This is a genomic window from Psychrobacter sp. AOP5-GZ1-6 (genome assembly GCF_052376345.1).
Lineage (GTDB): Bacteria > Pseudomonadota > Gammaproteobacteria > Pseudomonadales > Moraxellaceae > Psychrobacter.
This window is the reverse complement of the sequence record NZ_JBQSVP010000075.1, coordinates 1-14784: the sequence shown is the minus strand read 5'-3', so window position 1 is coordinate 14784 and position 14784 is coordinate 1. Positions and strand designations below refer to the sequence as shown.

The window sequence follows — 14784 nt, the reverse complement described above, 5'->3', positions numbered from 1 at the left end:
TGTAATCAACGTTTGAAGACTTTTATGAGTATAAAAAAGCCACCTAAAATTAGGTGGCTTTTTCGTAGCTAATTTAGAAACATTACAACGCTTTCAACTCTTCCATTTGCGCCGTCATCGCGGTCAACTGCCCTTCTAGCTCAGCCAGTTTCGCTTTCTCTGCTTCGACCACTTGTGCAGGTGCTTTGCTGACAAAGCCTTCATTACCTAGCTTACGCGCGATACCATCAGCTTGCTTTTGTAGCTTTTCATGCGCTTTATCCAGACGTGCCAGCTCAGCCGTAGGATCGATTAACCCTTTCATCGGTACGAGTACGCGTAGCTGACCGACCATACTTGATGATGATAGCGGTACTTCATCGCCCTCTTTGACGATGGCTAAGCTATCTACTTTAGCGAGCGCTTTAAACTGATTGGCAATGCGCGATAGGCGCTCATCTTCTGCTAGCGAGATATTCTGTAGCAGTACTGGTAAACGTACCGCATTACCCAGTTTCATCTCACCACGGATGTTACGGACGCTCGCGATTAGCTCCTGTAACCACGCCATATCCGCTTCTGTCTGCTCACTGATTTGGCTATCATCGGTCTGTGGATAGTCAGCGACCACGATGCTGTCGGTGTTTTTTCGACCCAGTAGCGGCGCGATGGTCTGCCAGATTTGCTCAGTCAGATACGGCATGATTGGATGAGTGAAGCGTAGTGCTGTCTCTAGCACATGCAGTAGCACATAGCGGATTTGCGCTTTACGCTCATCCGACACTGAGTCATCGTTTAGACTGGCTTTGGCTAGCTCAACGTACCAATCACAGTACTCATTCCAGATAAACTCATAGATATCTTGGCTGACCATATCGAGACGATACTGGGCGAAATGCTGATGGATATTGGCAATACTAGAGTTCAGACGACTCATGATCCATTTTTCTGGTAGCTCCCAAACATCAGGGTTGGCCGCTTGATCGATAGGCTTGGCACTGCCTTCGCCATCGACACAGTTCATCAGTACAAAACGACTGGCGTTCCAGATTTTATTACAGAAGTTACGATAGCCCTCGACACGCTTTAGATCAAAGTTGATATCGCGACCAGTACTGGCCAATGAGGTAAAGGTAAAGCGCAGTGCGTCGGTTCCATACGCTGGGATGCCTTCTGGGAACTCTTTACGCGTTTGCTTTTCGATTTTGGCCGCGTCTTTTGGATTCATCATATTGCTGGTGCGTTTGTCTACCAGCGCTTCTAGATCAATACCGTCGATTAGATCGATTGGATCTAAGACATTACCTTTTGATTTTGACATTTTTTGACCATTACCATCACGTACCAGACCATGCACATAGACGGTCTTAAACGGTACTTGCGGCGTGCCGTCTTCGTTTTTCACGAAGTGCATGGTCATCATGATCATGCGGGCGACCCAAAAGAAAATAATGTCAAAACCTGTCACGAGCACGCTGGTTGGATGGAAAGTGTCCATCACGCGCGGATCAGCGTTGACGTCTGCCCAGTCAAGCGTACTAAACGTCCACAGACCCGAGCTAAACCACGTATCGAGCACATCATCATCTTGGCGCAATACGGCATCGTCGCTGAGATTATACTTGCTACGTACTTCCACTTCGTCACGGGCCACATAGATTTCACCCGTCGCATCGTCATACCATGCAGGGATACGATGTCCCCACCAGAGCTGACGACTGATGCACCAGTCTTGTAGATCGGTCATCCATGCCATGTACATGTTTTTGTACTGCGCAGGGACGAACTCGATGCTGCCGTCTTCTACTGCGTCAATCGCAGGCTTGGCCAGCTCTTTGACCGCGACATACCACTGATCGGTCAACCATGGCTCAACGATCGTACCGCCACGCTCAGCACGTGGGGCTTTTAGGGCGTAGTCTTCGATGTCTTCTAGCCAGCCCTGCTCGCCTGCTTGCGCCACAAGGAACTTACGCGCAGCGAAACGCTCTAGCCCTGCATACTCGCTAGGCGTGGTCTCTAGCTCTGGCTCACGCGTTTGCAGATCAGGATAGACTTCCATCGCTGGTAGGATATTGGCGCGCTCATCCAAGATATTAATCAATGGCAAGTCATGACGACGACCCAATTCATAATCGTTAAAATCATGCGCTGGGGTGATTTTGACACAGCCCGTACCAAAGTCGCTCTCGACATAGTCATCAGCGACGATAGGTACGACACGACCAGTAATTGGTAAGGTAATGGTCTTGCCCACTAAGTGTGCATAACGCTCATCGCTAGGATTGACGGCGACAGCGGTATCACCTAATAAGGTTTCAGGACGCGTGGTCGCTACTACCAGATAGTTTTTGCCATCTTGAGTGGTTAGGTCTGCATCGGTGAAATGATAGCGGAAATGCCACAAGCTGCCTTTTTCGTCATGGTTCTCTACTTCTAAGTCAGACAGCGCAGTCTGGAACTTAGGATCCCAATTCACTAGACGCTTACCGCGATAAATAAGACCATCATCAAACAGACGAACGAACACTTCTTTTACCGCGTTGGATAGACCATCATCCATGGTAAAGCGCTCACGCGACCAGTCAACCGAGCTGCCCAAACGGCGAATTTGGCTGGTGATATTGCCGCCCGACTCTTCTTTCCACTCCCACACTTTATCGATGAAGTCTGCACGCGTCATATCACGGCGCTTCAAGCCTTGCGCTTCTAGGCGACGTTCAACAACCATTTGGGTGGCGATACCAGCGTGATCTGTACCCGGTTGCCACAGCGTATTGTCACCATCCATACGGTGATAACGCGTGAGTGCATCCATAATCGCATTGTTAAAGCCATGACCCATGTGCAGCGAGCCTGTAACGTTCGGCGGTGGTAGCGCGATAGAAAACGACTCGTCTTTATCAAATGTCGGCTGAAAATAGCCGCTCTCTTCCCAGCTTTGATACATGCCTGCTTCGACTTGTGCAGGATTATACGCATTCTCTAACTGGCTTAAGGCCGCTTGAATAGATGTGGTGAGGTTGTGGTTACTCATAATGGCATTATCTTTTATTGATTGAATGTGATCAAAATTAATTGGATTAAAGCTAATATAAAAATTAGGAAAATAATGAATAGAGTGATTTTAACGCAGATAGGCAGATTTTGTTAGATGCTAAGGTCATTTAAGCGTATAGCTCTTCGAAAATACACTCTATCTTTGGCTTATTATCTTTCACCCACTGCTTACAAAGTCGAAAAAACTCTTTTTCTAAGATCATTAGCGTCGATGGATCATTATAACCTTTGTAAACTTCTCCCATTTTTACGTTGCCATAAGCATCATCTAATTGATAAATCAAACCTTTAAACCCATCTACTGCTTGTAGATGACTACCCTCATCTAAAAACTCATAGAATTTATTATAAATATCTAACTGACTATCCTCAAAAATATGGTAATTTTCAGGCTGTTCAATAAATACATGAACGATGGCATAAGTATAAATCCACTTAGCCTGCTCTGTATTAATATCTGGAAAGCCTAAACCAGAAAGTGCTCTTTGAAGTGACTCTTTATTGCCTCTCGGATATATAGGGTCATCATCAATTATCGATAACATCTCATCATCGTAGTATTCGTTATCAAGTAAGTAATGAGCTTATTCGACAATTTGCTTATCGGATAATAAATCAAGCTTCAGAAGACTAGCCGTCACTACCATCTCGCTTTGCCAAGGGCTATATTTAGATAATGTTCTCATAATCTCTCACCGCTACATTATACCTCTTGCATAAGTCATCGCTAGTTCTTGCGGTTCTATTAGTGGAAGTCAATGAACTGGTACTTTTGCAAGAGGTCTACTAAAAAATAGATTTGACTAAGAGTCAGGATAAAGAATTAACAACAGCAATCAGCTGAATACTAAACATAATAGATTATAGTCCTGCTATAGAATAGATCAGATACTAAAATTATTCCCTCTTAACCAGTGAGCTTACCGTGCCCCAAGATACTGATAGTCATACTAATCATCAAAAAGACCCACAGAACTCATATGCAGATTATGAGGGTGTGGCTGATGACAGTCATAAAGCAGGAAAGCAAAAAGGTCAAAAAGAAAGCCGTCAAGACAGTCAGCAAAAAAGCAACCAAAAAGACTCTGAGGAAGACAGCGCCGATAGCAAAGCTAATGACAATACTAGTGCTAATGGCAACAACAAAGACAGTGACGATGCTGATAAAACAAAGACCACTGAAGACATAAAAGAGGATGATCTCCCAGAAGAAATCAGTGACGAAGACAAAGAAACCATCAAAAAAGTCGCCAATGACAATGATTCGAGTCATGCAAAAAGCTATGCCAGCATCCTAGTCGAGCAAGTCATGGACGCCAAAGAAACCTTTGAGCGCTCGCTTGGCTCACTCTTTACCAGTGCTTTTACCGCTGGGCTTGAAATTGGTATTAGCTTCTTTATGATTTTATCGGCTTTTGCGCTCCTCAGCGGAGTCATACCCAGTGAATACGCCATCGTACTCGCCTCATTACTTTACCCCATCGGCTTCATTATTGTGGTCATCGGTCAGTCGTTATTATTTACCGAGCAAACCTCCCTACTAAGCTTGCCAGTGCTCAACGGTATTGAACCCTTGAATAAATTGCTACGTTTATGGGGCATTGTCATCGCTGGTAATCTGGTTGGTGGTTGTTTATTTGCCGCATTGATGATTGGCCTCGGCTTAAACATGCAGCTGTTTAGTGCCAGCGACATTGACACTTATGCCGAGCATGTTTTAACGTTTGAGTGGTGGGTGATATTTGGCAGTTCAGTACTGGCTGGTTGGATGATGGGCGTTACCGCATGGCTAGTGACCTCAGCACGCGATACCCTTAGCCGAATTGTCTTAGTCACCATCATCACAGGCAGTATCGGGTTTTTAGGTTTACATCATAGTATCGTGGGCAACATCGAGGTGTTTTCTGCCTTACTGTATGGCAGTAGTGTCAGTCTTTGGCGTTACTTACTGTTTTTAGCGATAGTGCTGGTGGGCAATACGATCGGTGGCGTGGTGTTTGTCGCAGTGCTCAAAAACCGTACCTTCCTATTTGAAGTTGAAAAAGTAAAAGAGCAGACAGCTAACGCTAAAGCCAGAGTAAATGCACGTCATCGTTAAGCTTTATTCTTAGCCCAGCTGTGTTTTTAGCCCTGCTCTCCTCTATGTCTCATTGCCTGCTGCCACTTGTCGGCAATAATAAGAGAATGAGTTATGACGACTGCGAGTGCAAAACCCCATGACAAGCTTTAAAATATCAAGCCAGTTATGGGGTTCAGTCAATAAAGCGGTGACCGCAATTTACCAAACGCTTCATTAAAAGGCGGTTGCTTGAGTTCCAACTCAAACCTAAAAGTTCAGGTCTAGAAGCTCAATTTTAGAAGCTCAAGTTTAAAAACTTAAGCCCCAAACATAAAGCCCCGAAGTTAAAGCCTACGTGCTGCCATCACACTACGGTCTATCTCAATTTGCTTCGCCTTATTGTGTTGCGCGCTAAATACTCTCACCATAATACCTGCGGTTAAAAACATAATTAGCGTATAAATAGCTGGCGTCAGCGACATTTTATAATTGGCCAATAGTGTCAATGCCATAAACATCGAAAGCGTACTGTTCTGTAGGCCAACTTCCATAGTAATCGATCTTCTTTGTTCTGGATTCAGACCGAACCATTTACTGGTGTAATAACCAAGTGCCATCGTTGACACGTTTAATATCAATGATACAGGGCCAGTGGCTATTAAGGCCTCTACAATGATATCTTTTTGCACATAGCTCAAGAATAGAACCAAAAAGCTCAAAAATATCACGCCAAAACGAGAAACCAGAACCTGCGTTTTATCTGCCACACTGGGGGCATAACGTTTGATCAGCATACCAATACTAACAGGCAGGATAGTCAGTGCAATTAGGCTGACCATGGTCTTGACCACTGGTAATTGGAACTCACTACCAGCACCCATAAAGTACACGAGCGAAAAGCTGAGTACGATAGGAATACTAAATACCGTGACCACGCTTGAGATAGCTGTCATGGTCACCGAAAGCGCGACATCGCCTTTGGCCAAATAGGTAAATAGGTTTGATGTGGTGCCACCAGGGCACAGTACCAATAACATAACCCCAATTGCGTATTCAGGCTCTAGTGACATCAGGCTTGCCAAAGCAAAACCAATTAATGGTAAGAACAGCAACTGATTGGTGAGTCCTATCGCGACTGCTTTAGGGTATTTGACGACTCTTTTAAAGTCATTGGTGACTAAGGATAGACCCATTCCCATCATAATCAGAAAAATTCCAATGGGAATGACTTTTGAATTTACAAACGTGACTAACTCCACACCTTCCATAACTACATCCTTGTAGATAGAGCCCTTACATAGGCAGTTTTATGACAACTTTGTGATGCTTAATCAGCCAATCCTGCTGATATCTTGGGTAAAAGCCATCGACGTCATCAACGTTTTGTATGACAACATTACTCGACAGCATTCCATGCCATCTTTCATATATATTCAATAATCGTAATAGAGCGGTATCATAAAGTATATCGTTGTAAAGGCAGCTTTATCCATTTTATTCAACTACTCACCAGTCAGTATTCAAACGTAGGATATCCGCCATATAAAAGTACAGAAAAACTTTAGGGTATACCATTATTTATATTATTAGGCTTAGAACGAGTAGATTTGTCGCTAAGAAAAGAATCAATCACACCCGCCGCCATCGCTACCGCTGTCACCACAAGAATCATTGCTGCTATATCCGCTATGATTACTGTTACTGTTGTTGACGTCATCTCCAGAAGATGAGCTTGAAGTACGTTTTGAAAGCTTTGTACGACTAGACCAGAGCATCACTTTAAACACACCATAAAATATCAGTAGCCCAAAAACAATCTGTAAAAGTAGCAGGAAGCCCCAGAAGAAAAGTTCAAGCATAATATAGTCGACCCTCTATAATTTCTTGTTAGACAGTGATAGCAACGCAAGGATAACTAGGGCGTGTCCTCAATTCAAACGAGTGCCCTCTAAATGGGCTAAAAATAGCTAAATTTTGCCAAACATCGTCAAATATCTGGTTAATATCCCGATATTATCTGCGCTATTTTCCTCGTTTGACTGCAATTTATCTTATTTTGATCATCATTTTTAAAATGAGGACATACCCTAAGACAAGTGCTTATTTTGGGGATAAGAAAGAAGGTAAGATTAAGGATATATCTTAAATTGGCAGGACTTTAGTGACGGTCAGTACTGATGACTGCCGTACCATAGGCGATGGCTTCTACCATGCTACCCAGTTGATTGACATTAGTCACCTCAAGGCGCAGACCATAAATATGATTACAACCTTTGGCATTGGCCTCAGTACGCATCCGTACGATAGCCTCACGGCGGGCGCGATCTAATAACGTCTCGTAGGTGGTCAGATTTTTACCAAAGATACTTAAGACACGGGCGATAATCATTTTGAAGTAATCTTGACCGATCACCACACTACCTAGTACCAACTCACCCTGACTATCAGCCGCGATATTGGGACGATAAAAGCGTTCGCTTGATACAATAATATGACTCAGTGCTTGCTCGTCGATGCTCAACTGTGCCAAATGCTGACGCTCATGACGCGTGCCAAAAAACCAACCAGCTGCGAATAATAAAACAAACGGTGCATAGTTGATGAGAAATTGGGTAAGGGAATTGTTCATGGCACGTCTCTTATCATACAAAAGCATCACTGCTTTAAGATTCGGTCATCTAACCAAAAGGATTGAAACGTGGCAACTCATCAGTAGGTTCTGATGATGGGGTTTGCGTACTTGGGTGTTGACCTGAGTGATGCGATTGACCCGTTTGATAATGAGAATCGCTTGGCGGATTTTGAAATGACTGCTGCGGCATGGGTATCGCTTTGACAGCAGTACCATAAACAAATAGCTCAGAAGCTCCCTGTGCGATACTAGAGGTCGAAAAACGCAAACCAACGACTGCATCAGCACCCAAAGATTCTGCCTTGACAATCATGCGGTCTATCGCTTCTTGACGCGACTCTTCTAACAGCTCGGTATAAGCCGTCAACTCACCACCGACGATGTTTTTTAGTCCAGCAAACAAGTCTTTACCGACGTGCTTTGAGCGTACCGTACTGCCGTACACCACATCTAAACGCTCGGTGATTTGATAATTAGGTAAGTGTTCAAGGTTAGAGAGTTGCATAGTATCGTGACCTAATTAAAAAATCAGTAAATTTTCTGAGCGATATGACGACATAACGCATCTATATACATATTTTCATCTTCTTTTTCAGTATTACCTACATAGTTAAAGTTTCCTAATAATCCTGCATTCACAAAAAGCTCTTTTTCTTCATTTTGTTGTAGGATCTTGTCGTCACTAACAACTTGATAGCTATAGGCAATTTCGGGGCTGCCGATAGATTTTTTCATACCAAAGGCTTCACCCGAGTAAATTCTTCTATATTCTACATCTATATCTAAACCAGCATTTGCATTCGCCTGGTACTTGCCCTCTTTAGACAGCTCAGTAACTAAACAATTACTAACATACGTTTCAATATCAGCTTGGCTATAAAACACTGGATTGTCATATTTTTGCTTCAAGGTAACATTCACTGAGTCCACCTTCATCTTCGCTACACTTACATTACTCTTCGTGTTTAAAGAATATGTTGTAGTGCAACCGACCAAACTAACAAATCCCAAAATCGAACATAATAATAGCTTTTTCATAATTGGCCTGTGGCGTTTGGTGATATATCTAAAATTAATCATTGGTATGAAACAATAAGAAAAGCTCAGTCAAATTGCCTTCGATGCTATTGGCCATTTGTACCATTTTATCTTCGTCTTTACGCATCTCAGCGAGCTCTGGATCTTCATCATCGATACCGCTCAGTACAATCATTGGCAAGGTCAATACCGCCACGTCTTCTGCTGTTTCTTCATCTTCAAACCAATCACTGGCTTCCTCACCATACATCGCATCGACAAAACCGATTGACCAAGCAACGATATCTGACTCATCTGAAAAATCGACAGCCACCTCTTCGTCACCCGCATCTTCACCAAATGGCAGCTCGATAGGTGTCTCGTTTTTTAGCTCAGCCATGATAGAGTCACGCCAGCGTTTAATGCCATCGATGACATTTTCTGGTATTTCGCTAACATGACCTTCAAACAATGCATCCATCCAGTTAGGTAACGGACGCCCAATGACCGTCGCTGTCAAAAATCCATGCGCAGCGACACTGTCAAGTACAAACTGACTCTCTTGATTATCCAAGTAGTCTAGTAATTCATCAAAACTTAATTGGTTACTCATGGTGTAATTGTCCTTGAAAAGTAGATTGCTACAGTCGTCATAAATGATTGATTAAATGCAAGGTCACAGATTATTTAAAGATTATCTGAATAACACATTCAAAATAGGTTGATGACAACCATAAAATTGGGAAAACAGAAGATCAGTGAGTTAAGGCGTGTTCTCATTTTAGAGAGGATAATAAAAATGAGATAAATGGCAGTCAAACAAGGAAAATAGCGCAGATAGTATCGAAATGTCAGTCTAGTATCGAGATATCAGTTAGCTATTTGCTGCTGTTCGGCAATATGTAGCCATTTCAACCCATTTAGATGACTATCGATTGGGTTGAGGACACGCCCTAATAAAACCAGCTGATAATCTATTACTTCAACACTTTAGTCGACTGAAATGACATGACGTTTTCTCACTTTAGTCATAACATCACTCTAAAAATTAAAAGTCCTCATCATCCCAATCGTCGTCATCTTCATCAAAGTTATCTATGTCATCTAAATCGTCTTTTAACTCTTTGGCCAAACGTTTTTCTTCTAGTAGATTGTCGATTAGCCGACGCTTCTCAAGACTGCTTAAGCGCGTACGCACGCTAGTCTCAGCCTCTTCCACCATCTTTGCATCATCATCGTCGACAAATTCACCATCAAAATCGTCGTCAATATCAGCGTCACTCATGGCAAACTCCTATTGTTTTTAGCAAAGTTATTAAGAATACATTAATATATATATGCCTTATAAAGTCTCTACTGAACGTTGTCAATCCTTTTTATTACTTTCCTCTGCTAAGCCAAGATAACGATATAGTCAATATAACAGACAATCATCCATAAATTGGTGAAAATAGTTACCGCCAAACCTTTTCTATGAAATATGTGGCTCATCTTCACTTTCGATCATTAGGACTGAATTGCGGACGTCAGCTAATCGTTGAATCATCGAGTCATTACCACCATCGAATATGGCACACTCACGTTCATAAACGGTAGTTGGTCGCATGATACTTTGAACCTGCACATGATTACCGATTTGTTTGAGTCCAGCATTCGGGAGCAATATTAGCATTTGCTCTTTTTTGCCAACGCTGTGTAGTAGCTGCGTCATAGCATCACTTTGGGCGTCATCGCTGACACCCACTTTTGCAGGTAAAGCAAAGCGTGAAAGCTCAATATGCTTATCATGAATAATCTTGTTGAGCATTAAGTATAATTTACCAAGCATCACACCTGCCAACGCGACCTTAGCATGACTGTTATCTGCTTTTAACACCACACTCGCACCACCATCATCGAATTGTGGTTCATTCATTGCGCTGACACCTAGCAGCAACGGCTGCTTAAGTAACTCAGTCACCGCTTGGTTCAGTAGCTGCGTACATAATGCCAAATACGGCAAACGTTGAGCAGGTGCCAAGCGCTCAAGCATATTAAACTCATCATGAAAGACAATTTGCACTCTCACGCTATCAAGTGAGCGTGTAGCAGACAGGCGGGTGGCATTATGAGACTTATGAATCGTGTCATCAATATCACTGGTTTCTTCTTGTGTCGTGCTTTTCTCTACTTGCTCAGTAGCGGTGTTATCGACAGCACTAGCCATAGGTCCTGTCGCATCACTTTCCACACCTTGATTCTGTTGCGTTCTTAAATACTCATTTACTTCACTATGTACATTAAATTTACGAGCATTGGTTGTTGGTTTTTCTATTGGGTTTTCAACGGGACTGGCTGTTTCTTTATGTTCATTTACTTGGCTATCCACTGATCGGCTTTCGCGATTACGATTGCGCTGATTGATTTCTACATACTGATCGCGATGCAAATCTTGAATATCACGGCTGAGCGCATTGATTTGCTCTTTGGTTGGACGGGCAATATAGCCATAAATGAGCCAAAGTAGTAAATGCAGCAGCATAGTGCCAATGACAAACGGCCATTGCATGGCGATAATCTCGCCTTTACTAATATCCTTTAAGGTCAGAGCAACACTACCAATGACAGCATCACCATTCGTAGCAATTTGACGAATCGTCTCACCCTGCTGCATAGGGGCATTGCCAACTGGCACTAATACTTCATCTTTATTGTCAGTGATCAGTATCTTTGTTACGTCTTGCTCGCTGGTATAGCGATTGGCAATCACACTTAGGCTGACACGGTCTTTATTTTCTAAAGACAGCCTAGCTTCATCAATCAGCTGTGCAACCATCTGCTCGCCTTTTAACGCGCGACTTTTGCTCAACTGTTGATCAGTACTAATGACCAATAAGAGAGTCTGCAAACAAAAACTAACCAGAAGAATAATGGCAAACAACCCTTGCCGCGGCGCTAAATACGTCATGATATGTTAAACTTTTTTGGATAAAAGAAATTAAAAAACAAGGCTATCGCTCATTTTTTGGCTAATTTTAAAAAATGATGCAGCATACATATTTATAACGGACACAGGCATAAAATGTTCGTTATAAATGATACGTTAATAAACTGGTGCATACTGAACGAGCTATGACTGATAACTTTATCATGAATACAGTCCGCTATCCTCTCTACTATATCACCATAACCAGTCTTATAGCGTTAGCAGCTTTATAATTTTATGATAATAGCATTCAATTTTAAATGCTTCTTTATCTATTACAGCCGTTTTCCAGACACCTTAATACTTTGCGTGTCCTCTATAGGCGCTGCCAAGGAAAACTGCTATTATTCCCAATCTTATATGAGCATACAAGGGACAATTGAGCCATGCCAAACAATACATCTTATTCGTTACCAAAAGACAGCAAAGCATGGCAACAAGCCGTTGATTCTATTGCGTCTCTCTTACCTAGCGATACCAATTTACATGACTTTGACGCGTTACAGTCACTACCTGTTTTCGCCCTGATTGTGGTGCTACCGACTAAAATATCAACCCTTGATATTCATCAATATGTGCAATCATGGGTCGATGAGCAGCCAAACTGGCATCTGGTCACTGTTGCTGAAGACAGCGATGCAAGCTTTGTCAATATTAGTGTTTCTGACATAGAGCCAACAGCAAAAAATGCACAGCGTTTACCATTTACGCAGTCACAAGTATTTCGCTATCTGCTAGTACCAGTCACTGACACATTAATGCACCCTGCCAAAAAAACCGCCGCCGCTCATATCATTGACGATCAGCTGACCGCACGTTTACGTCATGATTTGGCTGAAGAATATAAAAACACTCGCAGTGCCGATAGCGCAGATAACGTAGATGTCGTCGACTGTCATATTTTATCCGTCGGTCATATGCTACGTACCCATAAGCTTGCCTGTTTTGATATGGATTCTACTTTAATCGAGCAAGAAGTCATCGTCGAACTAGCCAAAACGGCAGGTATCGGTGACAAAGTCGCTGCCATCACCGAATCAGCAATGCGCGGCGAAATCGATTTTGACGAATCTTTTGCCCAACGTGTGGCGTTGTTAAAAAACATCCCAACTGACGTGCTCGATAATATCTGTAACCACTTAACAATATCACCAGGTGCTCGTACCACCATCAGTGCACTCAAAACTTTGGGCTATCACACGGTATTGGTATCAGGTGGCTTTACTTATTTTGCCCGTTATATCGCAGAGCAATTGGGGATTGATGAAGTACATGCAAACTTCTTAGATATTGAAGAAGGTAAAGTCACTGGTCATGTTCAGTTGCCTATCGTAAATGGTGCCAAAAAAGCGGCGATCGTCGAACACACAGCAGAGCGTTTAGGCATAGATATGTCGCAAGTTGTCTGTATTGGTGATGGTGCGAATGATTTACCAATGATGGCCATCGCTGATTTAGGTGTTGCCTATCATGCCAAACCTATTGTCCAAGCACGTGCCGATTCTGCTATCAATGTGACTGGACTTGAAGGCACGCTTTATGCGCTTGGCTATCCAGCACTTGCTCCTGCTGAATAAATGCCAAATGCTTACAATCACGCTCACATTCATATAAAAAGCTAGGTTAATGTTTTATCATTAATCTGGCTTTCGTGCTGTGTTGCTATCGTTCAAACCAATATTCTAATAGCTTTATCTTTAGATTTATAGCTTGAACACAACTATGGCTATCTACTCCCCACGCTTACTTTTTATCACCAACACTTATTTCAAAATAATCAAGGATTGTCCATGACGGCATCACCATCACCGCGACCAAGCGAGTCGTCAGCCTCTCAGCCATTGGATACCCATGCGACTGCTACCGATAGTCCAAAAGCACTGTTAGGTGTGTATATCAAAGGAATAGCGATGGGCGCAGCGGATATCGTGCCTGGCGTCTCTGGCGGTACCATCGCACTGATTGCTGGCGTTTATGAGCGTCTGATTAACGCTCTCGGTAGCATCGGTCCCAATCTGTGGCAGATATTCCGACAAGAAGGTGGTGTCAAGGGCCTGTTTGCTGTGTGGCGGCAGGTTGATGCGACATTTTTATTATGCTTGTTGCTCGGTATCGCCACCAGTTTTGCCACTTTAGCAGGCATTATCAAGCACCTATTAGATAACCAGCCGTTACTAATTTGGTCGTTCTTTTTTGGACTGGTCGTCGCCACCATCTTTATATTATTAAGCGAGATTAAACGATGGAATATAAGCCGAGCGCTGCTGTTTGCAGCAGGTCTCGTTAGTGCTGTGGTTATTAGCAGTTTGCCGTTGCTATCCACCACACCAAGCTTAGCTTATTTGTTTTTTGCAGGAGCAATTGCGATTTGTGCCATGATATTACCAGGGATATCCGGCTCCTTTATCCTCTTATTACTAGGTGCTTATGACGCTGTATTAGAAGCGGTACACACCCTTAATTTCACAGCCATTTTCACAGTTATGGCAGGAATGCTCACTGGACTACTACTATTTACCCACGCACTCAAATGGCTGCTATCTCGCTATTATCAAGCAATGTTGGCACTGCTCACAGGCTTTATCGCAGGATCCTTGGTGAAGATATGGCCATGGAAAGTAGATGCCTTAAACACACTTGATAGTGAGACCGTCGTCAATGTGATGCCATGGCACTACCCTACAGGTGCGCATTGGCTCACAACACTGGGACTGATGGTATTAGGTGCTGTCTTGGTATCGTTTATCTCTTGGTGGGGTCGTTATAACAATCATCATAACAACGATGTTTAGTCGCCATTAAACACACAAAACCTCTCACGAATCGGCACACGTGAATGTCGCCTTACGTTTAGAAAAAACCGCTATTCTTTCTCAAAATAAGCGCCTATCCTTATGGCGCTTAGTCTCAGACCCCATCTTAGCAAACCATTAAATAGACTAAAAAACCAAACGTCATCGGTTGTCGCAAAGTGACCTTTACCCTCTTCAGCTTTGCTCAGTAAACTTTCATAATAGTCTTATTGGAATTCACCTTATGAATAGCGAGATGAATGATGTTATTGACTATATT

At 42.9% G+C, this 14784-nt stretch carries 12 protein-coding genes; 3 read left to right on the top strand and 9 right to left on the bottom strand.

All coding sequences use genetic code 11. The annotated features are described in order from the left end of the window. Positions 1–82: 82 nt before the first annotated feature. Both ACT3RN_RS10260 and ACT3RN_RS10255 read right to left on the bottom strand, forming a co-directional pair. Positions 83–3016: a valine--tRNA ligase gene (locus ACT3RN_RS10260; RefSeq protein WP_192519741.1), complete on the bottom strand. Its 2934-nt coding sequence runs from the start codon at positions 3014–3016 to the stop codon at positions 83–85. Between the two features lie 130 nt (positions 3017–3146). Next, complete coding sequence (locus ACT3RN_RS10255; RefSeq protein ID WP_192519740.1) at positions 3147–3584, bottom strand: hypothetical protein; 438 nt, start codon at positions 3582–3584, stop codon at positions 3147–3149. A 380-nt stretch (positions 3585–3964) separates the two neighbouring features. Here ACT3RN_RS10255 and ACT3RN_RS10250 point away from each other — a divergent pair, with 380 nt between their 5' ends. Then, complete coding sequence (locus ACT3RN_RS10250) at positions 3965–5137, top strand: formate/nitrite transporter family protein (protein ID WP_318779535.1); 1173 nt, start codon at positions 3965–3967, stop codon at positions 5135–5137. 305 nt (positions 5138–5442) lie between these two features. On the opposite strand, the gene ACT3RN_RS10245 is transcribed toward ACT3RN_RS10250, so the two are convergent. The 7 genes from ACT3RN_RS10245 to ACT3RN_RS10215 all read right to left on the bottom strand — a co-directional run bounded on the left by ACT3RN_RS10245 (position 5443) and on the right by ACT3RN_RS10215 (position 11694). Further along, on the bottom strand, positions 5443–6366 hold the full coding sequence (locus ACT3RN_RS10245) for a bile acid:sodium symporter family protein (protein ID WP_192519739.1): 924 nt from the start codon (positions 6364–6366) through the stop codon (positions 5443–5445). An 890-nt stretch (positions 6367–7256) separates the two neighbouring features. Continuing rightward, positions 7257–7727: a YbjQ family protein gene (locus ACT3RN_RS10240; RefSeq protein WP_192519738.1), complete on the bottom strand. Its 471-nt coding sequence runs from the start codon at positions 7725–7727 to the stop codon at positions 7257–7259. A gap of 49 nt (positions 7728–7776) precedes the next feature. Further along, the gene (locus ACT3RN_RS10235; RefSeq protein WP_192519737.1) at positions 7777–8235 is read right to left on the bottom strand and encodes a YbjQ family protein; all 459 of its coding nucleotides are present in this window, start codon (positions 8233–8235) and stop codon (positions 7777–7779) included. Positions 8236–8258: 23 nt separating this feature from the next. Beyond that, on the bottom strand, positions 8259–8768 hold the full coding sequence (locus ACT3RN_RS10230) for a hypothetical protein (RefSeq protein ID WP_192519736.1): 510 nt from the start codon (positions 8766–8768) through the stop codon (positions 8259–8261). A 34-nt stretch (positions 8769–8802) separates the two neighbouring features. Next, on the bottom strand, positions 8803–9360 hold the full coding sequence (locus ACT3RN_RS10225) for a UPF0149 family protein (protein WP_192519735.1): 558 nt from the start codon (positions 9358–9360) through the stop codon (positions 8803–8805). Positions 9361–9795: 435 nt separating this feature from the next. After that, positions 9796–10032: a PA3496 family putative envelope integrity protein gene (locus ACT3RN_RS10220; protein WP_192519734.1), complete on the bottom strand. Its 237-nt coding sequence runs from the start codon at positions 10030–10032 to the stop codon at positions 9796–9798. Between the two features lie 186 nt (positions 10033–10218). Next, a complete protein-coding gene (locus ACT3RN_RS10215; RefSeq protein ID WP_192519733.1) occupies positions 10219–11694 on the bottom strand; it encodes a hypothetical protein in 1476 nt (491 codons plus the stop codon). Positions 11695–12098: 404 nt separating this feature from the next. Between ACT3RN_RS10215 and serB the strand changes: the two genes are divergently transcribed. Further along, positions 12099–13289: a phosphoserine phosphatase SerB gene (gene serB, locus ACT3RN_RS10210; RefSeq protein WP_192519732.1), complete on the top strand. Its 1191-nt coding sequence runs from the start codon at positions 12099–12101 to the stop codon at positions 13287–13289. A gap of 213 nt (positions 13290–13502) precedes the next feature. Next, positions 13503–14504: a DUF368 domain-containing protein gene (locus ACT3RN_RS10205; RefSeq protein ID WP_192519731.1), complete on the top strand. Its 1002-nt coding sequence runs from the start codon at positions 13503–13505 to the stop codon at positions 14502–14504. Positions 14505–14784: the final 280 nt, after the last annotated feature.